Origin of the sequence: Pseudorhodoferax sp. Leaf267 (assembly GCF_001422405.1) — a bacterium.
Classification (GTDB): Bacteria; Pseudomonadota; Gammaproteobacteria; order Burkholderiales; family Burkholderiaceae_C; genus Pseudorhodoferax.
The window spans coordinates 42,522-68,893 of sequence record NZ_LMMV01000021.1; the positions used below are offsets into that span (position 1 = coordinate 42,522).

26 protein-coding genes, 1 tRNA gene and 1 pseudogene are annotated in these 26,372 nt (G+C 69.2%); 12 read left to right on the plus strand and 16 right to left on the minus strand.

Features of this window, described 5'->3' with window-relative positions; genetic code table 11:
• Window positions 1-67: 67 nt before the first annotated feature.
• The 12 genes and pseudogenes from ASF43_RS32310 to ASF43_RS17330 form a co-directional block, all read right to left on the minus strand.
• Entirely contained in the window at window positions 68-553 is a 486-nt protein-coding gene (locus ASF43_RS32310) for a TIGR02679 family protein (RefSeq protein WP_369803303.1), read from the minus strand.
• Window positions 530-1,000: pseudogene (locus ASF43_RS32315) on the minus strand (TIGR02677 family protein); the annotation flags it as partial. The gene ASF43_RS32310 and the pseudogene ASF43_RS32315, both read right to left, overlap by 24 nt.
• A gap of 26 nt (window positions 1,001-1,026) precedes the next feature.
• Window positions 1,027-2,268: a type II toxin-antitoxin system HipA family toxin gene (locus ASF43_RS17285; RefSeq protein ID WP_056183687.1), complete on the minus strand. Its 1,242-nt coding sequence runs from the start codon at window positions 2,266-2,268 to the stop codon at window positions 1,027-1,029.
• Entirely contained in the window at window positions 2,258-2,539 is a 282-nt protein-coding gene (locus ASF43_RS17290) for a helix-turn-helix domain-containing protein (protein ID WP_056183689.1), read from the minus strand. Before ASF43_RS17290 ends, ASF43_RS17285 begins: the two co-directional genes overlap by 11 nt.
• A gap of 59 nt (window positions 2,540-2,598) precedes the next feature.
• Window positions 2,599-4,110, minus strand: a complete 1,512-nt coding sequence (locus ASF43_RS17295) for an aldehyde dehydrogenase family protein (protein WP_056183691.1) — start codon at window positions 4,108-4,110, stop codon at window positions 2,599-2,601.
• A gap of 12 nt (window positions 4,111-4,122) precedes the next feature.
• Entirely contained in the window at window positions 4,123-5,163 is a 1,041-nt protein-coding gene (locus ASF43_RS17300; protein WP_056183692.1) for an ABC transporter substrate-binding protein, read from the minus strand.
• 11 nt (window positions 5,164-5,174) lie between these two features.
• A complete protein-coding gene (locus ASF43_RS17305; protein WP_056183695.1) occupies window positions 5,175-6,338 on the minus strand; it encodes an FAD-binding oxidoreductase in 1,164 nt (387 codons plus the stop codon).
• Complete coding sequence (locus ASF43_RS17310) at window positions 6,335-7,708, minus strand: NAD(P)/FAD-dependent oxidoreductase (protein WP_056183697.1); 1,374 nt, start codon at window positions 7,706-7,708, stop codon at window positions 6,335-6,337. Before ASF43_RS17310 ends, ASF43_RS17305 begins: the two co-directional genes overlap by 4 nt.
• Window positions 7,705-8,001 (minus strand): (2Fe-2S)-binding protein, encoded by a 297-nt coding sequence (locus ASF43_RS17315; protein WP_056183698.1) that lies wholly within the window; start codon window positions 7,999-8,001, stop codon window positions 7,705-7,707. Before ASF43_RS17315 ends, ASF43_RS17310 begins: the two co-directional genes overlap by 4 nt.
• Window positions 7,998-8,792: an ABC transporter permease gene (locus ASF43_RS17320; RefSeq protein ID WP_056183700.1), complete on the minus strand. Its 795-nt coding sequence runs from the start codon at window positions 8,790-8,792 to the stop codon at window positions 7,998-8,000. Before ASF43_RS17320 ends, ASF43_RS17315 begins: the two co-directional genes overlap by 4 nt.
• Entirely contained in the window at window positions 8,789-9,691 is a 903-nt protein-coding gene (locus tag ASF43_RS17325; protein ID WP_056183702.1) for an ABC transporter permease, read from the minus strand. Before ASF43_RS17325 ends, ASF43_RS17320 begins: the two co-directional genes overlap by 4 nt.
• Window positions 9,688-10,761, minus strand: a complete 1,074-nt coding sequence (locus ASF43_RS17330; RefSeq protein WP_056183704.1) for an ABC transporter ATP-binding protein — start codon at window positions 10,759-10,761, stop codon at window positions 9,688-9,690. The genes ASF43_RS17325 and ASF43_RS17330 overlap by 4 nt, the downstream gene beginning before the upstream one ends.
• Window positions 10,762-10,937: 176 nt before the next feature.
• Between ASF43_RS17330 and ASF43_RS17335 the strand changes: the two genes are divergently transcribed.
• Window positions 10,938-11,756: an IclR family transcriptional regulator gene (locus ASF43_RS17335; protein ID WP_056184536.1), complete on the plus strand. Its 819-nt coding sequence runs from the start codon at window positions 10,938-10,940 to the stop codon at window positions 11,754-11,756.
• On the opposite strand, the gene ASF43_RS17340 is transcribed toward ASF43_RS17335, so the two are convergent.
• The 4 genes from ASF43_RS17340 to ASF43_RS17355 form a co-directional block, all read right to left on the minus strand.
• A complete protein-coding gene (locus ASF43_RS17340) occupies window positions 11,746-12,951 on the minus strand; it encodes a CynX/NimT family MFS transporter (RefSeq protein ID WP_056183705.1) in 1,206 nt (401 codons plus the stop codon). The two genes, ASF43_RS17335 and ASF43_RS17340, sit on opposite strands and share 11 nt — an antisense overlap.
• Window positions 12,944-14,695 carry a lipid A export permease/ATP-binding protein MsbA gene (gene msbA / locus ASF43_RS17345; protein WP_056183707.1) on the minus strand — a complete coding sequence of 584 codons (1,752 nt, stop codon included), beginning with the start codon at window positions 14,693-14,695 and terminating at the stop codon, window positions 12,944-12,946. The genes ASF43_RS17340 and msbA overlap by 8 nt, the downstream gene beginning before the upstream one ends.
• Window positions 14,692-15,954: an O-antigen ligase gene (locus ASF43_RS17350; protein WP_156373374.1), complete on the minus strand. Its 1,263-nt coding sequence runs from the start codon at window positions 15,952-15,954 to the stop codon at window positions 14,692-14,694. Before ASF43_RS17350 ends, msbA begins: the two co-directional genes overlap by 4 nt.
• A gap of 132 nt (window positions 15,955-16,086) precedes the next feature.
• Window positions 16,087-17,112, minus strand: coding sequence for a glycosyltransferase family 4 protein (locus ASF43_RS17355; protein WP_056183711.1), 1,026 nt, complete (start codon window positions 17,110-17,112; stop codon window positions 16,087-16,089).
• 92 nt (window positions 17,113-17,204) lie between these two features.
• Here ASF43_RS17355 and ASF43_RS17360 point away from each other — a divergent pair, with 92 nt between their 5' ends.
• From ASF43_RS17360 to ASF43_RS17405, 11 genes are all read left to right on the plus strand, one after another.
• Window positions 17,205-17,990 (plus strand): glycosyltransferase family 2 protein, encoded by a 786-nt coding sequence (locus ASF43_RS17360; protein WP_056183713.1) that lies wholly within the window; start codon window positions 17,205-17,207, stop codon window positions 17,988-17,990.
• Window positions 17,991-18,047: 57 nt separating this feature from the next.
• Window positions 18,048-19,334, plus strand: coding sequence for a Tol-Pal system beta propeller repeat protein TolB (gene tolB, locus ASF43_RS17365; RefSeq protein ID WP_082497931.1), 1,287 nt, complete (start codon window positions 18,048-18,050; stop codon window positions 19,332-19,334).
• 36 nt (window positions 19,335-19,370) lie between these two features.
• Window positions 19,371-19,910, plus strand: coding sequence for a peptidoglycan-associated lipoprotein Pal (gene pal / locus ASF43_RS17370; RefSeq protein ID WP_056183717.1), 540 nt, complete (start codon window positions 19,371-19,373; stop codon window positions 19,908-19,910).
• A gap of 5 nt (window positions 19,911-19,915) precedes the next feature.
• Window positions 19,916-20,713, plus strand: coding sequence for a tol-pal system protein YbgF (gene ybgF, locus ASF43_RS17375; RefSeq protein WP_056184538.1), 798 nt, complete (start codon window positions 19,916-19,918; stop codon window positions 20,711-20,713).
• A gap of 22 nt (window positions 20,714-20,735) precedes the next feature.
• The gene (locus tag ASF43_RS17380) at window positions 20,736-21,851 is read left to right on the plus strand and encodes a YeeE/YedE family protein (RefSeq protein WP_056183719.1); all 1,116 of its coding nucleotides are present in this window, start codon (window positions 20,736-20,738) and stop codon (window positions 21,849-21,851) included.
• A complete protein-coding gene (locus tag ASF43_RS17385) occupies window positions 21,851-22,639 on the plus strand; it encodes a ThiF family adenylyltransferase (protein ID WP_056183721.1) in 789 nt (262 codons plus the stop codon). Before ASF43_RS17380 ends, ASF43_RS17385 begins: the two co-directional genes overlap by 1 nt.
• A gap of 37 nt (window positions 22,640-22,676) precedes the next feature.
• Window positions 22,677-22,752 (plus strand) — tRNA-Lys (locus ASF43_RS17390).
• Between the two features lie 61 nt (window positions 22,753-22,813).
• Window positions 22,814-23,056, plus strand: a complete 243-nt coding sequence (locus ASF43_RS29930) for a hypothetical protein (protein ID WP_156373375.1) — start codon at window positions 22,814-22,816, stop codon at window positions 23,054-23,056.
• Window positions 23,053-24,288: a tRNA adenosine(34) deaminase TadA gene (tadA, locus tag ASF43_RS17395; protein WP_082497933.1), complete on the plus strand. Its 1,236-nt coding sequence runs from the start codon at window positions 23,053-23,055 to the stop codon at window positions 24,286-24,288. Before ASF43_RS29930 ends, tadA begins: the two co-directional genes overlap by 4 nt.
• Window positions 24,289-24,336: 48 nt before the next feature.
• Window positions 24,337-25,359, plus strand: a complete 1,023-nt coding sequence (locus ASF43_RS17400) for an LD-carboxypeptidase (protein ID WP_082497934.1) — start codon at window positions 24,337-24,339, stop codon at window positions 25,357-25,359.
• 75 nt (window positions 25,360-25,434) lie between these two features.
• The gene (locus ASF43_RS17405) at window positions 25,435-26,358 is read left to right on the plus strand and encodes an adenylate/guanylate cyclase domain-containing protein (protein WP_056183723.1); all 924 of its coding nucleotides are present in this window, start codon (window positions 25,435-25,437) and stop codon (window positions 26,356-26,358) included.
• Window positions 26,359-26,372 lie beyond the last annotated feature (14 nt).

Sequence of the window (26,372 nt, forward strand, 5' to 3'; positions counted from 1 at the left end):
AGGCGTGGCCCATCAGTGGCGGGAGGCGCAGGAGTCGCTGCTGGACGAGGGGCGCGGCGGTCCCGGTTCAGCGCAGCTCCAGGTCTTGCAGCAAGTCGACCGTCACGGCCTCTTCTGCAATCGCCAGACCGCAGCGCTGCATGGCCGGCGACAGGTCGTCATCCCAGCGCGCGGGCACTGAGGCATCCGACAGCTCGCGCTCCTCACGCCGTGCCGATTCCACCGCAGCGGCATAGTCGACAACGCCCATGCGCCAGGGCTGCGCTGGCCAGCTACGCAACACATGGTTGGCAATGTGGATGCCAGGCCAGTCGAAATCGCCGTGGTAGCGCAACAGCGCACCGGCCTGCGCCAGTTGCGTGAGCAGGCTGCGCTGCGCGGCGGCTGGCATGCCGTCGGTGCAGACCAGGGGCGCGCAGCGTGCGCCGAGCTGGTCCGTGGCGATGGCCAGCAGGTTGGGGTTCTCGCAGACGAAGACCTGCATGCCGGACACTACCCAGGCCGGCGGTGCGCGCAGCAGTTGGCGCAGCGACAGGCTTTCGAACACGCGCACCAGGTCGCGCAGCGTCTCGTGCACCTTGGCGGCGTCGGGCGCGGGCTCGTCGGCCAGCGTGCGCAGGGCCTGCAGGCGGTTGGCGATGTCTTCCAGCGCCACTGTCTGGAGTTCGGCACGGCGGCGCAGCGTGCGGGCGAAAGTGGCCAGCGCGGCTTCCACCGCTTCGCCGCCCTGCGAGAGCCGGTACAGGAAACGCGCGCGGTAGAAGTCGCCCAGGCTGGCGACGCGCGCCGTGTCGGGCTGCGACTGCAGGTTGCCCCATTCGCTGAGCTGGCTCAGCGCGGCCTGGATCTCCTCGATGCGCGGCGCGGGGGTGGGCCATTGGCCTTCGGCCAGCACCTCGTCGGGCCGCAGGTGCAGGCGGAACTGGCGCTTGGCGGCGGCGAAGACGTCCATCACGGCGCGGTAGAGCGCGGCCTTCTCCACGCTGACGTGGCGGAACAGGTCGGCCTGGGTATCGAACGATGCGGTCAAGGCACGGCCCTTGCGGCTTCGGCTGAGTAGGCCAGGCCGGCTTGCCAGGCCTCGCGCATGGCGGCTAGCGTGGGCGCGGGCACGCGCGTGTCGCCCACGGCCTCGTCCAGCGTCTGCTGCATGGCCTCGCCGATGCGCTGCAGCACCAGGCCCGGCTGTGCCACGCGGCAGACGGCACGGCCGAAGCGCAGCAACTCCACCGCGGTGGGATAGCCGCGCGTCTGCCCCTTGCCCGCGAACAGCTTGAGCGCCAGCGTGCTGTCTTCCAGCTCCGGCCCGCCGTCGTAGCGCTGGTAGCGGTAGACCGAGGTCGTGACCACGTCGAACATCGGCGCGAGCCAGAGGTCGTGCGCGCTACGGTACAGCACGCCGTAGTTCTTCAGGTGGCCGTCGCCGTTGCGCACCATGACCGTGAACGCCACTTGCTCGAAGAAGCGCTGCAGGTCGGCCTCGGGCAGGCGCAAGAGCTTGAGCACATCGGCCACGCGCTCGTAGCTGCCGTGGTACTTGCGGTCCGACAGCGTGTCGCGCACGCGCAGGCCCATCAGCGAGGCGATGTCCTCGAAGCCCAGGCGCTGGCCATCGGGCGCGATGTCGAAGCGGTCCAGCAACAGCAACTGGCCGTCGTGCGAGAGGTCGAAGGTGGGCGTGCGGATGCCGGCGCGCTGGGCCGCGCTCAGGCACAGGAATTCGTTGGCCGCCAGGCCCGGGTAGGCGGGCGAGCCGGCCTTCACGATGAGCGTGGGGATGGGGATCGGCACCGTAGGCCGGTCCGGCACCATGATCTTGGGCTGCATGCCGGCGATGCCGGCGCCCGTGCTGAGGTAGGCGCGCACAAGCTCGTCGAACACGGCCGGCGTGAAGGCGGTTTCCAGCAGCGATTGGCGTGAGAGCAGGGGCGGCGGCTTCGGCGGCGTCTCGCCGGGCAAGGCGAAGCCGAGGCGCCCGATGCCGTTGGCGCCGACCAGGGCCAGCAGGTGCATGGCGCTCAAGGGCTGCTTGGGGAACAGCTGGCGCAGCCGCATGAACAGGTCGCCCTCGGGGAGGTTCTGGTCCATCACAGGGAACAGGTCACCGTCTTCATACGTGAGCTGCTCGGGCGGCATCAGGAGGCCCACCGAGGGCTGGGCCGTGTCGGCCGCGAGGTAGCGGAACTCGTAGCGGGACTGGCGGAGCAACTGGCCGCGCGGCTGGCCGGCGATCTGCACGTCGAGCAGCTTGACCTTGTCAGGCAGCATCGTCGTCGTCGTCTTCGGGCTTGCCGAAGCGCTGCTGCATCTCGGCCAGTGTGGGCAGGCCGGCGCTCTCCAACCGCAGCACGACGCCCATGGCGCGCAGGATGTCCATCAGCGAGGCCACGGTCACGTCGTCGCCGCGCTCCAGCCGGTGCAGCACGTCGCGGCTGCGGCCGGCGGACCGGGCGACGTCGGTGGCCTTCAGCCCGGCAGCCTTGCGGGTCTGTCGCACGGCGGCGCCCAAGTCGCTAGGGAGCCGGATGATGTCCTTCATGCAAGACAATTTAGTACGAATTGCGCTATTTGTCCATGATCAAGGACATTTTTGAAGCCTTAGACGTCGAATTTCACGCCCTGCGCCAGCGGCAGTTGGCGCGAATAGTTGATGGTATTCGTTGCCCGCCGCATGTAATTGCGCCAGGCATCCGACCCCGACTCGCGGCCGCCGCCGGTCTCCTTCTCGCCGCCGAACGCGCCGCCAATCTCGGCGCCCGAGGTGCCCAGGTTGACGTTGGCAATGCCGCAGTCCGAACCCGCGGCCGAGAGGAACAGCTCGGTCTCGCGCAGGTCGTTGCCGAAGATGGCGGATGACAGGCCCTGCGGCACGGCGTTGTGCAGGGCGATGGCCTCATTGAGATCGCTGTAGCCCAGCACGTAGAGGATGGGCGCGAAGGTCTCGTGGCAGACGGTGGCGGTCTGCGCGGACATCTCGACGATGGCCGGGCGCACATAGCAGCCACCGTCGCAGCCGCTTACCGCCACGCGCTCGCCGCCATGCACCGTGCCGCCCTCGGCGCGGGCCGATTCCAGCGCGCGCTGCATGGCGGCCAAGCTGGCCTGATCGATCAATGGGCCCACCAGCGTTCCGGCCACGCGCGGGTCGCCGATGGGCAGGCCACCGTAGGCCTTGCGCAAGCGTGCCACCAGCTCGCCGCGCAGACTCTCGTGCACGATGAGGCGGCGCGTGCTGGTGCAGCGCTGGCCGGCGGTACCGACAGCCGCGAACACGATGCCGCGCACGGCCAGTTCCAGGTCGGCCGAGGGCGTGACGATGACGGCGTTGTTGCCGCCCAGCTCCAGCAGGCTGCGGCCGAAGCGCTGCGCCACGCGTGGGCCGACTTCGCGGCCCATGCGCGTGCTGCCAGTGGCGCTGACCAGGGCCACGCGTGGGTCGTCGACGAGTTGCTCGCCCACCGCGCGGCCGCCCAGCAGCAGCTGCGACAGGCCCTCGGGTGCGTCGCTGAAGCGCTTGGCTGCGCGCTCGAAGAGGGCCTGGCAGGCCAGCGCCGTGAGCGGTGTCTTTTCGGACGGCTTCCACAGCACCGGGTCTCCGCAGACGATGGCCAGCGCGGCATTCCACGACCACACGGCGACGGGGAAGTTGAACGCGCTGATCACGCCCACCACGCCCAGTGGATGCCAGGTTTCCATCATGCGGTGGCCGGGCCGCTCGGACGCGATGGTCAGGCCGTGCAGCTGGCGCGACAGGCCGACCGCGAAGTCGCAGATGTCGACCATCTCCTGCACCTCGCCCAGGCCTTCGCTGAGGATCTTGCCGGCCTCCAGCGAGACCAGCAGGCCCAGCGTTTCCTTCTCGGCGCGCAACTCTTCGCCCAGCAGGCGGATCAGCTCCCCACGGCGCGGGGCCGGCACGCTGCGCCACTGCAGGAAGGCCTGCTGTGCCAGCGCGATGCGGTGTGCGACCTCTTCGGCCGAGTGCGAGGGCACGTGGCCCAGCGCGCTGCCGTCGATGGGCGAGTGCACGGGCAGGTCGCCGTCGTCGTAGGCCGCATCGGGCACGCCCAGGCGTTGCAGCAGTTCACGGGTCTGTTGGTTGGGCGTCATGCGTTTCCTCTCTTAGCGTTCAATCGTCTTGTTCCAGCGCGCGTTCCACGCGGGCCGGTTGGCGTTGATGCTGTCCCAGTCGATCGTCACGGCGGTCTTCATCCACTCGTTGATCTTGGAGACCTGGGCGGCGCTGTCGCCGGTGGCGGGGGTCTTGGGGTTGGTCGGCAACTGGTTGCCATGCTCCAGCGCGCCAGCCTGGGCCTGTGGGGTCAGCAGAAACTCCGCGAGCTTCTGCGCCAGCTCGGGCTCGCTGTTGTTGGCGATCACGCACTGGCCGACCGTCAGCACCACCGAGCCTTCCTTGGGCTGGGCGTACTCGACCGGGATGCCCTTGTCCTTGAGCGCGGCCACGGCCGTGGGCGTGAGCGGGAAGATCGCGGCCTCGCCGGTCTGCACCATCTCGGACAGCTTGGCCGAACTGGGGATGTACTCCAGCACGTTGGGGCCGATGGTCTTGGCCCAGGCGTTGAAGCCCGGGTCCACGTTCTGGTCCGTGCCGCCCTGGATGCGGTTGAACATCAAGAAGCCATGCAGGCCGAAGGAAGACGAGGGCATGGACTGGAACACGACCTTGCCCTTGTACTTGGGGTCGGCCAGGTCCATCCACGAGGTGGGCGCGGCCCAGCCTTTTTCCTTGAACATTTTGGCGTTGTAGCCGATGCCGGTCATGCCCAGGCTCACGCCGCTGGCCATGTCGTCCTTGAAGCGGGCCGCGGGATAGAGCTCGGCCAGCGCTGGGCTGGCGCGCTGCTTCTCGCACAGGCCCATGCCGATGGCGCGCGCCATGATGCCGTCGTCCAGGAACATCACATGCATCTGCGGCTTGGCCTTGTTGGCCTGGGCCTTGGCGAGGATGTCGGACGAGGTGCCGGGCACGACGACAACCTTGGCGCCCGTGGCCTTCTCGAACGCGGGGAAGACGTGGCTCGTGTAGGTCTTTTCCATCGTGCCACCGTTCATGCCGATGTAGACCGTTTTGCCCTGCGCGAAGGCGGCGGCCGGCAGCAGGGCCGCGAGCGCGGCGGTGGCGAGGGTGGTGGTGCGGAGCATGGGGCTTCCTTTCAACGGGTGGCGAGGGCGGGGAGGGGAGCAGGGGCCGCAACGGGTGCTGCGGGTTCGAAACGGTCGAGCGCGAAGGCGTCGATGGGCGTGGGGCTGCGGCCGTGGCAGGCCAGCTCGGCCAGCACCTCGCCGGCCGCGGGGCCGATCTGGAAGCCCGCGCCCGCGAAGCCGAAGCCGTGGAACAGGCCGGGCACGGCGCGGCTGGGGCCGAGCACGGGCTGGCGGTCGGGCAGGTAGCCTTCGGTGCCGCTCCAGGTGCGGATGATGTGGGCATGGCGCAGCGCCGGCAGCAGCTCGATGGCCTGGCGGCAGATGCCGGCGATGGCGCCGCGTTCGGCCCGCGCGCGGTCGGCGTCCAGCGCCACGCCGGCGCCGCCGCCCATGACCACGTTGCCGCGCGCCACCTGGCGGCAGTAGATGCCGCCGCCTTCCACGCCCAGGCTCCATCCCATGAAGTGCGGCAGCGGCTCGGTAACGGCCATGGCCGGGTGGCCGCTGGCGAGAGGAACGGCATCGCCGAAGCGTTCGGCCAGCGGGCCCGCCCAGGCGCCGGCGCAGTTGAGCAGCACGGGGGCGCGCACTTGCAGACCGGCCGTGCGCGCATGGAGCACGAAACGCTGGCCATCGTGCTCGGCTTCGTAGAGCGGCGTGCGTTCCAGCACCTGCGCGCCAGCGGCTTCGGCGGCGCGCGCGAAAGCGGGCGAGACCAGGCGTGGGTTGGCCTGGCCGTCCTCGGGGCACAGCGAGCCGCCCTGGGCCTTGGCGCCGAGCCAGGGCGCGCGTGCGCGCAACTGGCTGGCCGACAGCATCTGCAGGCCCAGGTCGTAGTCGCGGCCCATGTCGCGGTAGCGCTCCAGCGCGGCCAGGTCGGCTTCGCTGCGCGCGATCTTGAAATGGCCGCTGCGTTCGTATTCGCCGTCGGTGCCGATGGTGGCGGCGAGACGGCCCCAGATCTGGTGCGCGCGCTGGGCCAGCGGCAGCTGCGACAGCGGCCGGCCCTGGCGCCGCACGCCGCCGAAGTTGACGCCGCTGGAGCGCGAGCCGCACAGGTCGCGCTCCAGCAGCACGACCGAGCGGCCCAGGCGGCGCAGCGCCAGCGCGGCCGAGGCGCCGACGATGCCGCCGCCGACGATGGCCACGTCGCAATCGAGGCGGCGCGTCATGCGGACTCCTCTTCGACCATGGTCATGGGCAGCGGCTTGATGGGTGCCTGCCCGCGCAGTCGGCCGACCTGGTGCAGGGGCTGTGCGCTGGCGTGCGCCAGGATCTCGGCCGCGGCCGTGCCGCACATGCGGCCCTGGCAGCGGCCCATGCCGACGCGGCACAAGGCCTTGAGGCGGTTCATCTCGTCGGCGCCGCCATCGCGCACGGTCTGGCGCAGCGTGCCGGCCGTGATGTGTTCGCAACGGCAGACCAAGAGGTCGTCGGGGGCTTGCGCAGCCCAGTCGTCGGGGAACGGGAAGGCGCGCTCCAGCCCGGCGCGAAAGCCGGTCTGGCGCGCCAGGCGGCGCTCCAAGTCTGCCGCGCGTGCGGCATCCACAGCCACGCCACGGTCCGCCAGCAAGGCCAGCGCGGCACGCTCGCCGGCCCACTCGGCCGCGTCCGCGCCCTGGATGCCGGCGCCATCGCCGGCCAGGTAGACGCCGGCCACGCTGCTGCGCCCGGCCGCGTCGCGTTCGGGCAGATGGGCACGTTGCAGGTCTGCCCAGGCGAAGCGGCAGCCCAGCAGGTCGGCCAGTTGAGTCTCGGAGCGCAGCGCGTAGCCGAAGCCCAATGCATCGCCCTCGACCTGGCGCTCGGCTTGGCCGTCGTGCCAGGCCAGGCCCTGCACGCGTGCATCGCCCAGCACGCGCAGCGGCCGCACGCCGCCGTGCAGCGCGATGCCATTCGCGCGCAGCCAAGCGACGTAGTACAGCCCCTTAGCCAGCACGGCCGGCTGGCGCGCCATGGCGGGCAGGGCCGCGACCTGGTCCGACAGCCGGGCCGTGTCCAGCACGGCCGCCACCTGGGCGCCGGCCTTGGCGTACTGGTAGGCCACGAGGTAGAGCAGCGGGCCGGTGCCCATGAAGATCACGCGCGACCCGATCGCGCAACCCTGGTACTTCAGCGCGACCTGGGCGCCGCCCAATGTGTAGACGCCGGGCAGCGTCCAGCCGGGCAGGGGCAGCACGCGGTCGGTGGCGCCGGTGGCCACGATGAGCTGCTCGAAGGGCTGGCGCCGGCTGCGCTGCGTGGGGCCGTGCAGCAGATCGAGCTGGCCGTCCGCCGCGTTCCAGACCAGGGTGTCGGGGTGGTGGTCGATCTGACCGGCCAGCGCGTCGAAGCTATGGTGCAGCGCGTCGGCGCGGCCGGACTCGAAGCCGTACAGCGTGCGGCTGGGGCGTTTGAACTGCGGCGGCTGGCGCCGGTAGATCTGGCCGCCGGCACGGGTGGCTTCGTCGATCACGACGGGCCGCAGGCCATGCGCCACGAGCGTCTGCGCGGCGCGGATGCCGGCCGGGCCGGCGCCGACGATGACAGGCTGCTGCGTCATTCCACCGCCCCCGGGTCGGTCAGCAGCGCCATGCCCGGCTCGATGAAGCGGGCACAGGCGCGCAGACGCTCTCCGGTATCGGTGGCGATCCAGCAGTCCTGGCAGGCGCCCATCATGCAAAAGCCCGCCCGCGGCGCTCCGCTGAATTCGTTGTGGCGCAGCCGGCCCACGTTGGTCAGCACCGCAGTCAGCACCGTGTCGCCGGCCAGAGCCGTGCAGGGCCAGCCATCGACCAGGAAGTTCACGGGCTCCCGATCGGTCTCGGCCACGCGGCGCAGCAAAGGCGTGGTCATGCCTTGCCCACCAGCACGCGGTCCAGCCCGTAGATGCGGTCCAGGAGCAGCATGGCCGCGGCGGTGACGAAGACCATCAGCGCGGAGACCGCGGCCATCAGCGGGTCGATGGACTCGGTCGCGTACATGTACATGCGCACGGGCAGCGTGACGGTGCTGGGCGAGGTCACGAAGATCGACATCGTCACCTCGTCGAAGCTGTTGATGAAGGCCAGCAGCCAGCCGCCCGTCACGCCCGGCAGGATCATGGGCAGCGTGATGCGGCGAAAGACTGTGGCCTGGCTCGCGCCCAGCGACAGCGCCGCCCGCTCGGCGCTGCGGTCGAAGCCCGCCAGTGCGGCCAGCACCAGCCGCAGCGCGTACGGCGTGACGATGACCGTGTGCGCCAGCACCAGCCAGCCGAAGCTGCCCGTGCCGCCCACCAGCGCGAACATGCGCAGCATGGCCACGCCCAGCACCAGGTGCGGAATGATCAGCGGCGACAGGAACAGCGCATTCAGCGTGTCGCGGCCGACGAAGCTGTAGCGCGTGATGGCGATGGCGGCTGGCACCGCGAGTGCGGTGGACAGCGTGGCCGAGGCCAGGGCCAGCCACAGGCTGTTCCAGAACGAGGACACGAAGTCCGGGTGCTCGAACACGGCGCGGAACCAGCGCAGAGAGAACTCGGTCGTGGGAATCGTCAGCGTGTTTTCGGGCGTGAACGCGACCACGCAGACGACCAGCAGCGGCGCCAGCATGAAGGCGATGACGAGCGCGTTGAAGGCCAGCGCAATCGGCCCATTGCTTCTCATCCCAAGGCCCTCCGATAACGGCGCTCGACGGAGCGATTCAAGCTCAGCATCAGCAGCAGGTTGGCCACCAGCAGCACCAGCGCCACGGTGGCGCCCAGCGGCCAATTCAGCTCGTGCAGGTACTCGTCGTAGACGACAGTGGCGACCATCTTCAGGCGCCGCCCGCCCAGCAGGCCGGGGATCGCGAAAGAACTCGCGGCCAGGCCAAATACGATGAGGCTGCCCGACAGCAGGCCCGGCATGATCTGCGGCAGCACCACGCGGCGCAGCGTGGTGAAGGGCGAGGCGCCCAGCGACAGCGCGGCGTTCTCCACGCCCGGGTCCAGCTTCTGCAGCGAGGTCCACACCGGGATCACCATGAAGGGCAGCATCACGTGCACCAGCGCGATCACGATGGCGATCTCGGTGTAGAGCATCTTCACGGGGCCGAGGCCGATGGCGCGCAGCGCGCCGTTGACCAGGCCCTCGGGGCCCAGCAGCATGCTCCAGCCGAAGGCGCGCACGACCACCGAGACCAGCAGCGGCGCCAGCACCACCAGCAGCAGGATGGAGCGCCAGGGGTCGCGCATGCGGCTCAGCACATAGGCCTCGGGCGCGCCGACCAGCACGCAGATGCCGGTGACCAGCGCCGAGATCCACAGCGTGCGCCAGAAGATGGTGTAGTAGTAGCTGTCGCCGAAGACGTGTGCGTAGTGCTCCAGCGTGTAGCGGCCGGCCTGCACGCCCGTGGCATGGTCGTAGACGTTGAACGACAGCACGGCCGTGAGCAGCAGCGGCGTCAGCAGCAGCGTGGCGAACAGCAACAGCGCAGGGGCCGAGAGCCAGTAGGGCGTGAGGTTGGCCGGGGTCGCGTGCCGTGGCTGCGGCGGCGCGGGCAGGGCGGACGTGGCGGCTGTCATGGCGTGGCCCCGTCGGCGGCCAGCAGGCGCGCGCAATGGTCGGACCAGTCCAGCCCGGCCACGTCGCCCACGGCCAGCGCGTCGCGGCCGTCGTTGGGCGCCAGCGCCGTCCACTCACCCGCATCGCTGGCCAGCCGGTACAGCCACTGGCTGCCGAGGAAGAAGCGCTCCTGCACCTCGCCGTCGAGCCGGCCCGTGCCGCGCGCGCACAGCCTGAGCTTCTCGGGCCGCAGGCTGAACAGGGCCGTGCCGCCGGTGCGAAAGCGGGCCGCGTCGTCCACTGCCACGTCCAGCCGCAGCGGCCCCAGCGCCACGCGCGTGCTGGCGCCGGCCTGCTGCACCTGCGCATCCAGCAGGTTGGCCTTGCCGACGAACGTGGAGATGAAGCGGCTGCCCGGGTGTTCGTAGATGCGCTGCGGCGCGTCGACCTGCGTGACCACGCCGGCCTGCATCACGACCACGCGGTCGCTGACCGACAGCGCCTCGCTCTGGTCGTGCGTGACCATCACCGTGGTGGTGCCCACCTTGCGCTGGATCTGGCGCAGCTCGAACTGCATCTCCTCGCGCAGCTTGGCGTCCAGGTTGGACAGCGGCTCGTCCAGCAGCAGCACCGGCGGCTCGATCACGAGGGCGCGCGCCAGGGCCACGCGCTGGCGCTGGCCGCCCGACAGTTCGCGGGGGTAGCGCTGGGCCAGCGGCTGCAGGTGCACCAGGTCCAGCGCCTGGCGCACACGCTCGGCGCGCTCGGCCTTGACGACCTTGCGCATCTCCAGCCCAAAGCGCACGTTGTCGGCCACCGTCATGTGCGGGAACAGCGCGTAGCTCTGGAACACGATGCCCAGGCCGCGCGTGTTGGCCTTGGCGTGCGTGATGTCGCGCCCGGCGAGCGTGATGCTGCCGCTGGTGACCGGCTCGAAGCCGGCCACCATCTGCAAGGTGGTGGTCTTGCCGCAGCCCGAGGGGCCGAGCAGCGAGACGAACTCGCCCTGTTCGACGGCCAGGTTCATGTTTGATACGGCGGCGGTGCCGCCGTAGAACTTGCTGACGTCACGCAATGTGAGAAACGACATGCCCGGTCTCCTTGGCTGGGGAAGGTCCCCGCGGCTAGCCGCGAGGCGTTCCACTCTTTTGCAATAGGCGGGCCAATTATTCGATCCGATTCCGTTCAATGGAAGATTTATTTGATTTATTCTTGCCAGCGAAATCCTGAAGCCCCAAACCACCGCTTTGATTCGAAGGAATGGCGATGCCTGAAACATCTTCGGCCCCCGGCGCCGTGCCGCGCGTGTTCGCCGTGCTGCGTGCGCTGGCCGATGCCCCAGCCGAGGGCGGCCGTGTCACCGAACTGGCGCGCACCGTGGGCCTCACGCAGGGCACGGTGCACCGTTTGCTGCAGTCGCTGGTGGCAGAGGGCATGGTCGAGCAAGACGCGCGCAGCAAGCTGTACCGCCTGAGCGTGGACTTCTTCGCGTTGGCCGCGCGCGCCGGCAGCCAGGGCGACCTGCGGAGTCTGTGCCGCCCGTCACTGCTGCGGCTGTGCGGCAGCCTGGGCGACACCATCTTCCTCTTGGTGCGCAGCGGCTTCGACGCCGTGTGCCTGGACCGCAGCGAGGGGCCGTTCCCGATCCGATCCTTCAGCGGCGACATCGGCGGCCGTGTGGCGCTGGGCGTGGGGCAGGGCGCGCTGGCCATCCTGGCGTTTTTGCCCGAGGCCGAGCGCGAAGAGGTGATCCGCTTCAACCTGGCGCGCGTGCGCGAGTACGGCGTCTACGACGAGGTCTATCTGCGCACCGAGATCGAGCGCGTGCGCCAGAGCGGCTATGCGGGGCGCAACACGGGCCTGCTGGAAGGCATGGCGGGCGCCGCCGTGCCGATCTGCGACCGCGAGGGGCGGGCCGTGGCGGCGCTGAGCGTGGGCACCATCGCCGACCGGCTGAACCCGGAGCGGCTGCCCGCGGTGGTGGCGCTGCTGCAGCGCGAGGCGGCGTTGATCGGGCCGAAGATCAACCCCTTCGACGCCACGCTGCGCCGGCCGCTGCAGCAGCTGGCCGCGCTCAAGTCGTAGCGCGTCGCGCCAGCAGCGCGTGCAGGCGGCCGGCCAGCACGATGCCGGCCACGCAGCAGGCCCCCGTCGCGGCCCAGGTCCATTGCCAGCCGCCCGCCTGCTTGGCGATCCAGCCCACGAGTGGCGGGCCGATGAACTGGCCGAAGGCCGAGCACTGCTGCATCCAGCCAACCGTGGTCGAGACCGTGTCGCTGCCCGGCGCCAGCCGCACGCACAGCGCGAACAGCGTGGCCGGCACCAGGCCGCCGACCAGCGAGAAGACGAGGATGGCGGCGTAGCGCACCAGCGGCCCGGCATCCAGCACCGGCATGAAGGCGTACGCAGCGCCGACCGCCATGGCGGCAAAGCCGATGCGCAGCAGCGTGCGCGGCGCCGCACCACGCCGCAGCAAGCGGCCGGCCACGATGTTGCCGACCATGTTGACGGCCGCCGCGAGCCCGGTCAGCGCGCCCGCCGTCACGCTGGCGATCTGCGCCTGTGCGTAGACCGTGGGCAGGAAGCCGATCACGGCGAGCCACTGGCCCGAATACACCGCGAAGCTGAAGCCCAGCAGCCAGGGGCCGGGCGCGGCCAGCGTGCTGCCGGCGCGGCGTGACCAGACCGCGCGGCTGGCGCCCGCCGTGGCGGGATCGGCCGGCACGGCGCGCCAGACCCATGCGGCCATGACCGCCGATGCGCTGGCCACCAGCCACCACCAGCCCGGCCAGCCCGTATGCGGCAGCAGCCACGGCCCTGCCAGCAAGGCCAGGGCCGTGCCCAGCGGCATGTAGGCGCCCCACAGGCCCAGCTTGGCATCCAGGTCGCCCGATGCAACGGAACGGCGGATCAGGCTGGGCCCCGGCGTCACGGCCAGCAGAAAGCCGAAGCCCTCGCATGCGCGCAGCGCGAGAAGGCCGGTGGCGTCGTGCACGAAGCCACCCGCCACGCTGGCCGCGCTCAAGACCAGCAGGCCCGTCAACATGCAGCGCCGCAGCCCCAGGCCGTCGCCGGCGAGGCCGACCAGCAGGCCCAGGCCCATGCCGGCCAGTTGCACCATGGACACGAGGAAGCCGGCCTGCACGAGCGACAGGCCCAGCATCCCTTGCAGCACGGGCAGGGCGGGCGGCAGCTTGCCCACATGCAGTGCGGCCGAGACGGCGGCCAGCACGACGATCAGCGCCGGGTCCAGGCCGCGGCGCGCCGTGGCTTCAGCCACCCGGCAGGCCCATGCCGTAGAGGCGGGCGTAGGCGCCACCCTGCGCCAGCAGTTCGGCGTGCGAGCCGATCTCCACGATGCGGCCCGCGTCCATCACCACGATGCGGTCGGCGTGCTGCACGGTGGACAGCCGGTGCGCGATGACCAGCGTGGTGCGGCCCTGCATGAGCCGCTGCAGGGCGCCCTGCACGGCGCGTTCGGATTCGGTGTCCAGGGCCGAGGTGGCCTCGTCGAGGATCAGCACCGGCGCGTCCTTGTACAGCGCACGCGCGATCGCCAGCCGCTGGCGCTGGCCGCCCGAGAGCTGCGCGGCGTTGTGCCCGACGATGCTGTCGATGCCCTGCGGCAGGTCGGCCACGAGACGGTCGAGGTTGGCATCGGCCAGGCAGCGCAGCACGCGCTCGCGGTCGATGGGCTGGCCCAGCGCCACGTTGGCGGCCACCGTGTCGTTGAGCATCACGACATGCTGGCTGACCAGCGCGAACTGGCGCCGCAGCGCGTTCAGCTCCCAGTCGCGCACCGGGTGGCCGTCGAGCTCGACATGGCCCGAGGTGGGCTCCAGGAAGCGCGGCAGCAGGTTCACGAGTGTGGTCTTGCCGGCGCCCGAGGCGCCCACCAACGCGACGGTCTCGCCTGCGGCGACCGACAGCTCCAGCGCATCCAGCGCCGGCTGCGCTGCGTCGGCAAAGCGCACGCCGACCTGCGCGAAACGGATGTCGCCATGCGCGCGCGGCACGCTGTAGCTGCCGCCCCGCTCGTCCTCGGTGTTGTGCATCAGCTCCAGCCCGCGCTCGATGGCGGCCAGGCCGCGCGTGATGGGACTGGCCACTTCGGACAAATGCTTGATCGGCGCCACCAGCAGCAGCATGGCCGTGATGAAGGCCACGAAGCTGCCGACCGAGGTGCCGTCGCTTGCGCTTTGCCACAGCGCGATCGCGATCACGGCCGACAGCGCGGTGGCCACGATCATCTGCGTGATCGGCGACATGACCGACGAGGCCACCACCGACTTCATCGACAGCTGGCGCAGCCGGTTGCTGAGCTCGGCAAAGCGCTGCTCCTGCAGCGGCTGCGCCGCATGCAGGCGGATGTCGCGGTGCGCCAGCACGTTCTCTTCCACCACATAGGCCAGCGCGTCGGTGGAGCTCTGGCTGGCCCGCGTGAGCTTGTACAGCCGGCGCGACAGCACGCCCATGACCCAGGCCACGGCCGGAATCAGCAGCGTGACGATGAGCGTGAGCTTCCAGTTCAGATACAGCAGGTAGCCCACCAGCGCCAGCAGCGTCATGCTGTCGCGCGAGAAGCCCATGATGGCGCCCACCAGCGTCTGCGAGCCGGTCTGCACCTCATACACCACGGTGTTGGCCAGTGAACTTGCCGACTGCGAGCCGAACAGCCGCAGGTCGCCGGAGAGGATCTTGGCGAACATCTGGCGCCGCAGCTTGAGCAGCCCATGGTTGGCGATGCGGCCCAGCGCGTAGTTGGCCGTGAAGGCCGCCAGCCCGCGCAGGCCGAAGAGGCCGAGCAGGGCGACCGGCACCGTCCACAGCGCCAGGCCGTCGCTCTTGAAGCCACGGTCCAGCAGCGGCTTGAGCAGTGCCGGGATCATCGGTTCGGTGGCGGCCACGACCATGGTGGCCAGCACCAGCAGCACCCAGCCGCCGCGCGCTGCGCGGAAGTAGGGCCAGACGCGCAGCAGGCGCTGGCGGACGGATTCCTTGGGCAGTTCGGCGGCCTTGTTCATGCCACAGGTGCCGCGACGGCCGGCGGCGGGGCGCTGCGCAGCCCCAGCGCCAGCAACAACCCGATGGTCACGCAGAAAAAGTCGCCGATGGAGGCATCGAACAGCGTGGAATTGAACAGGCACGACACCACGAGCGCCACGAGCGCCGACAGCGTGGCGCGCGAGCACAGCGGATCGCCGCGGCGCGCGTCGCGGAACATGCAGGCCATCAACGCGCACAGGACCAGGATGCCACCGATGCCCGCCTCGACACCCCACAGCAAGAATTCCTGGTGCGGATTGCGGACCACGAAGGTGCCTGGATTGCCGCGGCCCGCGTCGAGGCGGTTGTATTCGCGGTTGAAGCTGCCCAGCCCGAAGCCCGTCAGCGGTCGCTCCTCGATGGCCTGGATCGACCGGTGCCAGTAGTTGAGCCGCTCGCCCGACGACGAGACCTTGTTGTCCTTGTGCAGGTAGCTCGCTGTTTCCGTGACCACCAGGTGGGCGCGTTCACGAATGGTTTCCGAGCCAGCGAACAGCACGCCCGCCACGATGAACGGCGCCAGCAACGCTGTGTAGCGCCACCTGCGCGGCAGCTCCCAGGCGATGGCCAGGGACAGCAGCACGATGGCGATCACATGGCCTGTGCGGCCCTGCAGCACGAACAGCGTGTTGCCGATGGCCAGCGCCGCGACGACGCAGGCCGCCCAGCGCCGCCAGCCGCTCGCCAGTTGCAGGCGCAGATGCCAGCACACGGCGGCGAAGACGGCCATCATGATCGACTGGCCCAGGTAATTGGAGAACACAGTGAAATCCGTGCGGGCTTGATCCGACGTCGCCCATGGCACCGGCGCGCCGAGCAGCAGCAACCAGGAGCTAAGCAACTGGATCATCTGCGCCCCGGCGAACCAGGCGAGCGCGAGCGTCGCTTCGCGCCGGGTGCGCAGCAGCAGCACCAACAGCGGAACCAGCAGCAGCTTGCCGTGCTTGGCCAGTGCGGATGCCCCTTCGGCAGCCGAAACCGTGGTCCAGAACAGCGTGAGGGCCAGCATGGCCAGGGCCATAACGACCGCGACGGGCGTGTGCATCTGCTGCACGGCCCGGTCGGCCGGGCCCCGTGGGCCGGGCCACAGCAGCACGAATACCGACGCCACCACGACGAGGGACTTGGACACGCTGATCACTGAATTGGGCAGGCCGACGGCTACAGCCAGCAGGCATGCGAGAACGAGACGAGGATTCAAGAACGGTTTCCGGCGAACGGGTTGCCTGCGCGGCAACGGATGCGATGCAGCGTGCGAGAAGGGGGCAATTATCCGCACACGGGTCGCCGGGCCCGGCGCCGGCTGCCTGCGTGGCGGATGGGCGGGCTGGGCGCTGTAGGTTTTGCACCACAGCGCATGGCGCGGGACTCAGGGCTGTGGCGGCGGCTTCCCGGCCAGATAGAAGCCGGCCCGTTCACGCAGCGCCTCGGGTGAGAACAGCGCCTGCGCCGTCGCCCGGGCCTGCTGCCCGATGCGGGCCCGCAGCGCAGGTTCGGCCTGCAGGCGGGCGATGATCTCGGTCGCCTCGGCCGTCGTGCGGAACAGGTATCCGTTGTCGCCGTGCCGGATGTGCTCCGCGTAGCCGCCATGTGCATGGCAGACCACAGGCAGTGCGCATGCCATGGCTTCCAGCACGACACGGCCGAAGGTCTCCACATGCACGCCGCTGCGGTAGCAGAACACGTCGAGCCGGTGCAGGAAGGTGTCGGCCGGGTATGCGCCTTCGGGGAGCAGTGTGAAACCTGGCCCCTCGGGCAACGCGCCGCGCAGCACCGTGCCGCCCTGGATCTCTATCCTGCAGCCCATGGCCATCAGCGCACGGTAGAGCGCGGGGTCATCGGCATGGTGCTTGTCTGCCGTGTCCCGGCTCATGCGGCCCACGGTGAAGGGCCGCTCCCCCGTGGGAGCCGGGTGAAAGCGGTCGATGTCGATCGGCGAGGGATGGACCACCCCCTCGATCCCGAGCAATTGGCGTTGGAAGTCGCTGATCAGCACCACCTCGGCACGCGGCCAGCGCAGCCAGGCCGGATGCTCGGCGATCAGGCGCGCGATCTTGGGATGGAAGGTGTTGAAGACGTAGATGAGCCGATCGGGCCGGGGGACCCAGGCCGGCCACAGCCTGTTGCGCCAGTGCGCACCGACGAAGACATAGGTACCGCCTGTGGGCACGGCGCGCCGCAGCAGCGATACCTGGCGGATGGGGTAGCGCGCCAGCAATTCGTTCGACGCCCGTGAGGATGTGGCCCACAGATGGACGCGTGTGCGTTCACGCAGCGCCACGTGCAGCGCGAGCGTTTCCTGCTCGCTGCCGCCATAGGGATTCAGAAATCCGTTGAAGATATGAATGTCGTTCATGGCCTGTCGGATAGGGCTGGATGGATGCACCGCGCCCATGCTTGCAGGGGGTCGAGTGTCCACGACCCCTCTGCTATGCTCGCGCTCCCTCAGGCCAGGGGCGCGGCACACCAGCGTCCCCATCCCCGTCAGTGCCCAAGATATCCGTCTACATCATCGCCTTCAACGAGGCTGAAAAAGTCGCCGACGCGATCCGCAGCGTGCCCTGGGCCGACGAGATCGTGGTGGCGGATTCCCACAGCACGGACGGCACGGCGGCCATCGCCGAATCGCTGGGCGCGCGGGTCGTGCAGATTGAGTTCAAGGGGTTTGGCGCGCTGCGCAACGATGCCGTGGCCGCCTGCAGCCACAACTGGGTGTTCAGCCTGGATGCCGACGAGCGCTGCACGCCCGAGGCCGGGCAGGAGCTGCGCGCGGTCGCCGAGCAGGGCGCCCATGGCGCCTACTTCATGCCGCGACGCAACTACTTCCTGGGCCGCGAGATCAGGCATTCGGGCTGGTATCCCAATTACCGACAGCCTCAGCTGTTCCGCAAGTCGGCAATGCGCTATGAGATGAGCCCTGTGCACGAGGGCTACGAACTGGGCCCGGGCGAAACCGTCGGCCATCTCCGACACGCGATCTGGCAGTTGCCGTTCAAGGACCTGGCCGAGGTCGTCGCCAAGATGAATCGGTACTCGTCGCTCGGCGCCGCTAAGAAGCGTCAGGCAGGTTCCAGCTACGGCAAGGGCTTGTCGCATGGCGTCTGGGCGTTCATCAAGCATTACGTGTTCAAGCGCGGCTTCCTGGACGGCTGGGCGGGCTTTGTCATCGCGCTGTCCTATTTCGAGGTCACGTTCTACCGCTATGCCAAGGCGGTGGAGCTGGCCGAGCAGGGGCGCTGGGCCGAGGGGTGGAAGAACGTTTTGAAACGATGACCGGGAACTTCTGGGGTTTGATCTGAACCCATCACGCGCTTTCGCTACATTTCTCTCATGCAATTTCATTTCTCTCCCGGCCGCAGACACTGCCTCGCAGGTTTGCTCGCGGCCGGCGCTGGGCCGGCCTTGGCCCAGTTCCGTGTCGAAGTCACTGGCGTCGGCCTGACGCAGCTGCCCATCGCCATCGCCACGTTCCGCGGCGACGAGCAGTCCCCTCAGAAGATCGCGGCCATCGTGCGCGCCGACCTGGAGCGCAGCGGCCAGTTCCGTGGCGTCGATGCCTCCGGCGTGTCGCTGGACGAAGCCTCGCGGCCCGACGTGGCGCTGTGGCGCCAGCGCGCCGCCGATTCGTTGCTGACTGGCAGCGTGACCCGGCTGGCCGATGGCCGCTACGACGTGCGCTTTCGCCTGTGGGACGTGGTGCGCGGGCAGGATCTCGGCGGCCAGAGCTACAGCGTGGTGGCCGGTGACCTGCGGCTGTCCGCGCACCGCATCGCCGACTTCGTGTACGAGAAGCTGACCGGCGAGCCTGGCGTGTTCTCCACGCGCATCGCCTATGTGACCCGTGCCGGCGCGCGCTACACGCTGTGGGTCGCCGACGCGGACGGCGAGAACAGCCAGACCGCACTGGCCAGCCCCGAATCCATCATCTCGCCCGCCTGGTCGCCCGACGGACAGCGGCTGGCCTATGTGTCCTTCGAGTCGCGCAAGCCTGTGGTCTACGTGCACAGCGTGGCGACGGGCCAGCGCCGCCTGGTGGCCAACTTCCGCGGCTCCAACAGTGCTCCTGCCTGGTCGCCGGACGGGCGCACGCTGGCCGTGACCCTCACGCGTGACGGCGGCTCGCAGCTCTATGCGATCGACGCCAACGGCGGCGAACCGCGGCGGCTCACACAGTCCGGCAGCATCGACACCGAGCCCGCGTTCTCGCCCGATGGCAAGAGCATCTACTTCGTCAGCGACCGCGGCGGCGCGCCGCAGATCTACCGCATGGCTGCTTCGGGCGGCGGCGCCGAGCGCGTGACCTTCAGCGGCAGCTACAACATCTCGCCCGCGCTCAGCCCGGACGGTCGCTGGCTGGCTTATGTGTCGCGCGTCGGTGGCGCTTTCAAGCTGCAGGTGATGGAGCTGGGCAGTTCCACGGTGGCCAGCATCACAGATACTTCTTCCGACGAGCGCCCCAGCTTCGCGCCGAACAGCAAGCTGCTGGTCTACGCAACCGTGCAGCAAGGCCGTGAAGCGCTGATGACCACGACGCTGGACGGCAAGATCAAGGCGCGCCTGGCCGGCCAGGCCGGTGACATCCGCGAACCCGACTGGGGCCCGTTCCTCAAGTCGTGATGGCCAAGGTTTTTCAATGAAGCAGGGGAGTGTGAAATGAAGCAGTTCGTTCTGACCGTGATCGTGGCCGCCGCTTTGGCAGGCTGCAGTTCGCCCGTGAAACTCGACGACGTGCCCGTCCAGGACAAGTCGGGCACCTCGGCTGGCGCCATCGGTGCCGGGCAGGGTGCTGGTGCCGGCGGTGTCGCCCAGAGCGGCGTGACGCCCGTGGACCTGAGCAAGTCCGGCGACACCGCCGGCGGCCCGGCCGGTGCGCGCATCGTGTATTTCGACTACGACAGCTACAGCATCCGCGGCGACGAGCAGGCCACCGTGGAAAACAACGCGCGTTACCTGCGTGCCGACCGCAACCGCAAGGCGGTCGTCGAAGGCCACACCGACGAGCGCGGTGGCCGCGAATACAACCTGGCGCTGGGCCAGAAGCGTTCCGAGGCCGTGCGCCGTGCGCTGGGCCTGCTGGGCGTGCCGGAGGCCCAGGTCGAAGCCGTCAGCTTCGGCAAGGAAAAGCCCGCAGTGCAAGGCAGTGACGAGGCGGCCTACGCGCGCAATCGCCGCGCAGAGATCACCTACCGTTGAGCACCATGCAGACGACAGCAGTGATGCGCGCCGCCTCGCGCGCGGCCATGACGCTGTGCCTGGGCGCATCGCTGCTGGGTGCCATGCCGGCGCATGCGCTGTTCGACGACGACGAGGCGCGGCGTGCAATCCTGGATCTGCGCCAACGCCACGACGCGCTGCAGGCCTCGCACCAAAAGCTCAGTGAAGAGGTGCGTCGGGCGAACGAAGAGAACGCCCAGATGCGCCGTAGCCTGCTGGATCTGCAGTCGCAGATTGACGGGCTGCGGGCCGACAGCGCCAAGTCGCGCGGGCAGGGCGAACAGCTGGCGCGCGACGTCGCGGACGTGCAGAAGCGGCAAAAGGAGATCGCGCAGGGCGTGGACGACAGGCTGCGCAAGTTCGAGCCGGGCAAGGTGACGGTGGACGGCCGTGAGTTCTTGGCCGACCCCGCGGAAACGCGCGACTACGATGCGGCGCTGGCGATCTTCCGCAAGGGTGATTTCGCGGCGGCGCAGACAGCCTTCTCCGGGTTCATCAAGCGCTACCCGCAGAGCGGCTACAACGCTTCGTCGCTGTTCTGGCTGGGCAACGCCCAGTACGCCACGCGCGACTACAAGGAAGCCATCAACAACTTCCGCAGCATGCTCACGGTGAACGCCGACCACCCTCGCGCTCCGGAGGCTGCGCTGTCGATCGCCAACTGCCAGTTGGAACTCAAGGAAGTGCGCGGCGCGCGCAAGACGCTGGAAGACCTGATCAAGGTCTACCCGCAGTCCGAGGCCGCGTTGGCCGCCAAGGACCGCCTGTCCAAGATGCGCTGAGCCGCTTCTTAGAATCGGGGGCATGCCAACCCCCGATGTCTCCTCGCTCACACAGCAAGTGTTGTGGGCCTCTTTTGTGCTCTCTGCAGTGTTCGGCGCCATCGCGCAGCGCACGCATTTCTGCACCATGGGGGCCGTGAGCGACATCGTCAACATCGGCGACTGGACGCGCATGCGTCAGTGGGCGCTGGCGGCAGGCGTCGCCATGCTCGGCTTTGCCGGCCTCGTGTTCGCGGGCTGGATCGACCCGGCCAAGACTCTCTATGCATCGCCGCGCTGGATCTGGTTGTCCGCGCTGGTAGGCGGTGCTCTGTTCGGCTTCGGCATGGTGCTGGCATCGGGCTGCGGCAGCAAGACGCTGGTGCGCATCGGCGGCGGCAGCCTGAAGTCGGTGATCGTGTTCGTGGTGATGGGCGTGGCGGCATTCGCCACCCTCAAGGGCATCACCGCCGTGCTGCGCGTGGACACCGTCGACCGCGTGGCCGTGGAATTGGCGACCGTGGCGGCGCTGCCGCAGCTGCTGGCACCGTCGCTGGGCCTGAGCCTCGGCCAGGCCAGCCTGGCCATCGCACTGCTCGTGGGCGGCCTGCTCGTGGTGTGGGCCTTGCGCGGGCCCGAGTTCGTGTGCCTGGACAACCTGCTGGCTGGCCTGGGCATCGGTGCAGTGGTGGTGGCGATGTGGTGGGTCAGCGGCCACCTGGGCCATGTGCCGGAGCATCCCGACACGCTGCAGGAGGCCTTTCTCGCGACCAACTCCGGCCGCATCGAGGCCATGAGCTTCGTCTCGCCGGTCGCGTACACGCTGGACTGGCTGATGTTCTTCAGCGACAAGAGCAAGGTGCTGACCTTGGGCATCGTGTCGGTGTTCGGCGTGGTCGCCGGCTCGTTCGCCATCGCCGTCGTGACGCGCAGTTTCCGGTGGGAAAGCTTCGGCGGCACCGAGGACGTGGTTAACCACCTCGCTGGCGCCGTGCTGATGGGTGTGGGCGGCGTGACGAACATGGGCTGCACGATCGGGCAGGGCCTGTCGGGCCTGTCGACGCTGAGCCTGACCAGCATGGTGGCCCTCGCGGCCATCCTCATGGGCGCAGTGGCGGCGTTCAAATACCAGGGGTGGCGGCTGGACCGCATGCTGTGATGGACCAGCTGCCGCAACCCATGGACGATGCGCCCGATCTGGCACGCCGCTTCGGCGGTCTGGAGCGGCTGTACGGCGTGGCTGGCGCTGCCGCCATCCGCGACGCACATGTGATGGTCGTCGGCATCGGCGGCGTCGGCTCCTGGGCCGTAGAGGCGCTGGCGCGCAGCGGCGTCGGTCGCCTGACGCTCGTGGACCTGGACCATGTGTCCGAATCCAACATCAACCGCCAGATCCACGCGCTGAGCGCCACTGTCGGCCAGGCCAAGGTTCAGGCCATGCGTGAGCGCATCGCGCAGATCAACCCGTCCTGTGTCGTCGACGGCATTGAGGACTTCGTGACGCCGCAGAACTGGGCGGCGCTGGTGCCCGCGCCGCTCGATGCCGTCATCGATGCCTGCGACCAGCTGGCCGCCAAGACGGCAATGGCAAGCTGGGCGCGCGACACCAGGGCTCTGTTCCTGACCGTGGGCGCGGCCGGGGGCAAACGCCTGGCGCACCAGGTCGAGATCGATGACCTGTCGCGCGCCACGCACGACCCGCTGTTGGCCCAGTTGCGCCAGCGGCTGCGCAAGCACCACGACGCACCGCGCGACGGCAAGCGCATGCGGCTCGAGTGCGTCTTCAGCCGCGAGCCGGCGGCGCCCCCCGATCCATCCTGCGCGATCGAAGGCGACGGCTCACTGAACTGCCATGGCTACGGCTCGGTGGTCAGCGTGACAGCCACCTTCGGCCAATGCGCCGCGGGTTGGGTACTTGACCAACTGGCGCGGCCGAAACGGCCTTGATCGCGGGCTATAATCGCCGGCTTTGCTGCAAGGCAGTGGGACGTTAGCTCAGTTGGTAGAGCAGCGGACTTTTAATCCGTTTGTCACTGGTTCGACCCCAGTACGTCCTACCACCACCTTGCCCTGCAGCATGCCTGCCGCACCTTCGCGGCACGTTCAGGATGGTGCGGCACCATGCGGTTGATCGTCAGCATTCTCGGTTTGCTCTGCGTCGTGGCCATCGTGGGCGTCTTGAGCAATCGCCAGTTGGCTGCCGTTTCCACGCCGCCATCCCTCCCCGTCTCTCCAATCGCAACGCCCGCGACGCCGGGCGCATCGCCCGCACTGCACAGCCGGCAGCTACTCCAGCAGGTGCAGCAGGCGGTGGACGCTGCGGTCCAGCAGCCGCGCCAGCAGCCCCTCGAGGCCGCGCAATGACCGACAGCGACGCCATGGACCTCGCCCTGGCCCAGGCACGCCTGGCGCAGGAAGCGGGCGAAGTGCCCGTCGGCGCGGTCGTGCTGCGCGATGGCGTCGTGATCGGCGTGGGCCGCAATGCATCGATCGGAACGCACGACCCCACGGCACATGCAGAGATCATGGCCATGCGGGCGGCTGCGGCGACATTGGGCAATTACCGGCTGGACGGCTGCGAACTGTTCGTGACCCTGGAACCTTGTGCCATGTGCAGTGGCGCCATGTTGCATGCTCGGCTTGCACGCGTGGTGTATGGCGCGGGCGACCCCAAGACCGGCGCCGCAGGCTCGGTGGTGGACCTGTTCGGGATGGGGCAGCTGAACCACCGGACCAGGCTGTCGGCAGGCGTGCAGGCCGAAGCCTGTGCGGCCCTCTTGCGCGGCTTCTTCCAGCAGCGCCGCGCCGACGGGCGGGCGGCGCATCCGCTACGGCAGGATGCGTTGCGCACCGCCGATTCCAGGTTCGATGCGCTGCAAGACTACCCATGGGCGGGCCACTACGTGAGCGACCTGGCCGGCCTGGACGGACTGCGCATGCACTACCTGGACGAGGGCAGGGGCGACCGGCTCACGTTCCTGTGCCTGCACAGCCAGGACACCTGGAGCTACTTGTTTCGCACCCTGCTCCCCGTGTGGGTGCAGTCGGGACACCGCGTCATCGCGCCGGATCTCATCGGCTTTGGCAAGAGCGACAAGCCCAAGAAGGCGGCCGTCCACACGCTCGAATGGCATGGGAAGGTGGTGCGTGCGTTGGCTGACAGGCTGTGCCTGCGCAATACCGTGCTCGTCACATGCGGCACTGGCGGCGTGCTGGGGTTGGGTTTGGCAGCCTCGGCTCCCGAGCGCTACCGCGCCCTCGTCGTCCTGGACCGCTCGCTGTCGCACGCAGGCATGCTGCTGCCGGGCGCGGCGCCTGCCTTGCCATCGGCCTGGCAAGCCGCGGCACCGGATGCTGCGATCGCCTTGATGTCCAGCTCGTCAGCGGGGGCGCCCGCAGAAGATGCCGCATGGGCCGCGCCGTTCCCGGATCGCGGCCATCGTGCAGCGCTGCCGGCCTTCGCCAGGATGGCACTGCATGACCACGCGCCGCCCGCTTGGCGCGCGGCCATCTGGGGCTCTGCTGCGCCCGGATTGCCCCACGGTGCGGCTATCGCGCGGCAGTTGCTCGACGTGTTCGAGAACGCCGCCGCGTAGCGGCTGGCAGGCCGTTTCGGCCGCGGGCGCAATGGGATACTCGCCAGCGTGAACAAGCACATCTACATCTTTTCGCCGTCGGGCGCCGTGCGCGACAAGCTCGCCTTCAAACGCGGCGTAGAGCGGTTGCGCGCGCAGGGCCATCAGGTCGAGATCGACGAGGCTGCGCTCAAGAGCCACATGCGTTTTGCCGGGGATGACGACACACGCCTGGAGGCCATCCATCGCGCGGCCGCCAGCGGTGCCGACCTGGCCATGATCTCGCGCGGTGGCTACGGACTGACGCGCATCCTCGACCGCATCCGGTATCCCGCCCTAGGGCGAGCCGTCGCGCGCGGCCTGCGATTCGTCGGCCACAGCGACTTCACGGCCCTGCAACTGGCACTGCTGGCCCGCACGGGCGCCGTCAGCTGGGCCGGGCCAGCGCTGACCGCCGACTTCGGTGGCGAGGAGGAGCCGGACGACATCATGCAGGCCTGCTTCGACGACCTGCTGCTTGGGCAGGGCGAGGGGACAGGATGGCGATTGGGCCGCGACGACCCGATGCCGACGCGGCGCGCGCGCGCTGGCGAAGCGGCCGAGCCCCTGCAGGCCTGGTCAGTGCGCGATGCCGTGCTGTGGGGTGGCAATCTCGCGGTGCTGTCGTCCATGGTCGGCACGCCGTTCCTGCCCGATGTGCGCGGCGGCGTGCTGTTCGTCGAGGACGTGAACGAGCACCCCTACCGCGTCGAGCGCATGCTGACGCAGCTGCTGCACGCCGGCATCCTGGGGCGGCAGAAGGCGCTGGTGCTGGGCCAGTTCAGCAACTACACCTTGGTGCCGCACGACCGCAATTTCCGGCTGGCCACCGTCGTCGCCTGGTTGCGTGCGCAGCTCAAGATCCCCGTTTTCACACAGCTGCCGTTCGGCCACGTGCCGACGAAGGTGCTCCTGCCGGTGGGCGCCAAGGTCCAATTCGCCGTGGAGAACCGGGAAGCCCTGCTGTTCTGGGGCCACATCGTGACCGGAGGGACGGAGCACCACCACCATGGCCATCCGCACGACGACCACGACCACGACCACGCGCACTGAGATTGGCGCGCGAAGCGAACGACTTCCCCTACACTTACCTGTCCCTTTTGCTCGCCACTCCACATCAGTACCAGCATGGGTGTTCAGGCTACGGTCGTTTTTGCAGATCTCACCGACAGCACCGCCTTTTTCGAGGCACTGGGCAACGAGAAGGCGACGACGGCCATCACGCGGCTGACGCAGTGGATCGGCGAAGTCTGCGAAGCGCACCACGGGCGTGTCGTCAAGAAGCTGGGTGACGGCGTGCTGGCCGTGTTCGACCGTGCCGTCGACGCCACGGATGCCGTGATCCAGATGCAGCGTGGCCACCGCCTGCGACTGGAAAAGTGGCCGGCCGTGATTCGCATGGAAATCAAGGCCGGCGTCGCTCGCGGCGATGTGGTGGTGGTGGATGGTGACTGCTATGGCGATGCCGTGAACGTGGCATCGCGGCTGAGCGACCTCTCCGGCGCCAACCAGATCTGGGTCACGGAATCCGTCGTCAGCGAGATCGACGACGGGCAGGGGCTGCGCTTTCGCAGCCTCGGGCCGGTCATGCTGCGCGGCAAGACCGAGCCGCTGCCGCTCTACAAGGTGGAGTGGGAGGACGACGTCGCATCGGACTTCCTCACGCAGCAGGCCGTGCTGTCGCGTGTGGAGCCTGACAACTCCTCCAGCAGCACCATCCGGCTCGAACATCTGGACTTCCTGCTCAGCTTCGGCGCCGCCGAGATGCCCATCCACCTGGGCCGGGTCGACCATGCCGAGCTCATCGTGAACGACCCGCGGGTATCTCGCCTGCACGCCCGGATCGAATGGCGCAACGGCAGTTTCATGCTCGTCGACCTGAGCAGTTTCGGCACCTGGGTGCGGTTTGCCGGAAGCGATTCGGACATCGCCCTGCGCCGCGACGAATGCCAGTTGCACGGCTCAGGCGAGATCGCGATGGGCGTACCGTTCGGTGATCTCAGCGCGCCGACGGCATCATTCAGCATCTCCTCCGGCACCACGCAACCTTGAGCATAGGGGGGCCA

Coding starts and splice junctions, on each gene's coding strand:
- ASF43_RS17285 (WP_056183687.1), bottom strand. CDS start 2,268: ATGCTGCCTGACAAGGTCAAGCTGCTCGACGTGCAGATCGCCGGCCAG.
- ASF43_RS17290 (WP_056183689.1), bottom strand. CDS start 2,539: ATGAAGGACATCATCCGGCTCCCTAGCGACTTGGGCGCCGCCGTGCGA.
- ASF43_RS17295 (WP_056183691.1), bottom strand. CDS start 4,110: ATGACGCCCAACCAACAGACCCGTGAACTGCTGCAACGCCTGGGCGTG.
- ASF43_RS17300 (WP_056183692.1), bottom strand. CDS start 5,163: ATGCTCCGCACCACCACCCTCGCCACCGCCGCGCTCGCGGCCCTGCTG.
- ASF43_RS17305 (WP_056183695.1), bottom strand. CDS start 6,338: ATGACGCGCCGCCTCGATTGCGACGTGGCCATCGTCGGCGGCGGCATC.
- ASF43_RS17310 (WP_056183697.1), bottom strand. CDS start 7,708: ATGACGCAGCAGCCTGTCATCGTCGGCGCCGGCCCGGCCGGCATCCGC.
- ASF43_RS17315 (WP_056183698.1), bottom strand. CDS start 8,001: ATGACCACGCCTTTGCTGCGCCGCGTGGCCGAGACCGATCGGGAGCCC.
- ASF43_RS17320 (WP_056183700.1), bottom strand. CDS start 8,792: ATGAGAAGCAATGGGCCGATTGCGCTGGCCTTCAACGCGCTCGTCATC.
- ASF43_RS17325 (WP_056183702.1), bottom strand. CDS start 9,691: ATGACAGCCGCCACGTCCGCCCTGCCCGCGCCGCCGCAGCCACGGCAC.
- ASF43_RS17330 (WP_056183704.1), bottom strand. CDS start 10,761: ATGTCGTTTCTCACATTGCGTGACGTCAGCAAGTTCTACGGCGGCACC.
- ASF43_RS17335 (WP_056184536.1), top strand. CDS start 10,938: ATGCCTGAAACATCTTCGGCCCCCGGCGCCGTGCCGCGCGTGTTCGCC.
- msbA (WP_056183707.1), bottom strand. CDS start 14,695: ATGAACAAGGCCGCCGAACTGCCCAAGGAATCCGTCCGCCAGCGCCTG.
- ASF43_RS17355 (WP_056183711.1), bottom strand. CDS start 17,112: ATGGGCGCGGTGCATCCATCCAGCCCTATCCGACAGGCCATGAACGAC.
- tolB (WP_082497931.1), top strand. CDS start 18,048: ATGCAATTTCATTTCTCTCCCGGCCGCAGACACTGCCTCGCAGGTTTG.
- pal (WP_056183717.1), top strand. CDS start 19,371: ATGAAGCAGTTCGTTCTGACCGTGATCGTGGCCGCCGCTTTGGCAGGC.
- ybgF (WP_056184538.1), top strand. CDS start 19,916: ATGCAGACGACAGCAGTGATGCGCGCCGCCTCGCGCGCGGCCATGACG.
- ASF43_RS17380 (WP_056183719.1), top strand. CDS start 20,736: ATGCCAACCCCCGATGTCTCCTCGCTCACACAGCAAGTGTTGTGGGCC.
- ASF43_RS17385 (WP_056183721.1), top strand. CDS start 21,851: ATGGACCAGCTGCCGCAACCCATGGACGATGCGCCCGATCTGGCACGC.
- ASF43_RS29930 (WP_156373375.1), top strand. CDS start 22,814: ATGCGGTTGATCGTCAGCATTCTCGGTTTGCTCTGCGTCGTGGCCATC.
- tadA (WP_082497933.1), top strand. CDS start 23,053: ATGACCGACAGCGACGCCATGGACCTCGCCCTGGCCCAGGCACGCCTG.
- ASF43_RS17405 (WP_056183723.1), top strand. CDS start 25,435: ATGGGTGTTCAGGCTACGGTCGTTTTTGCAGATCTCACCGACAGCACC.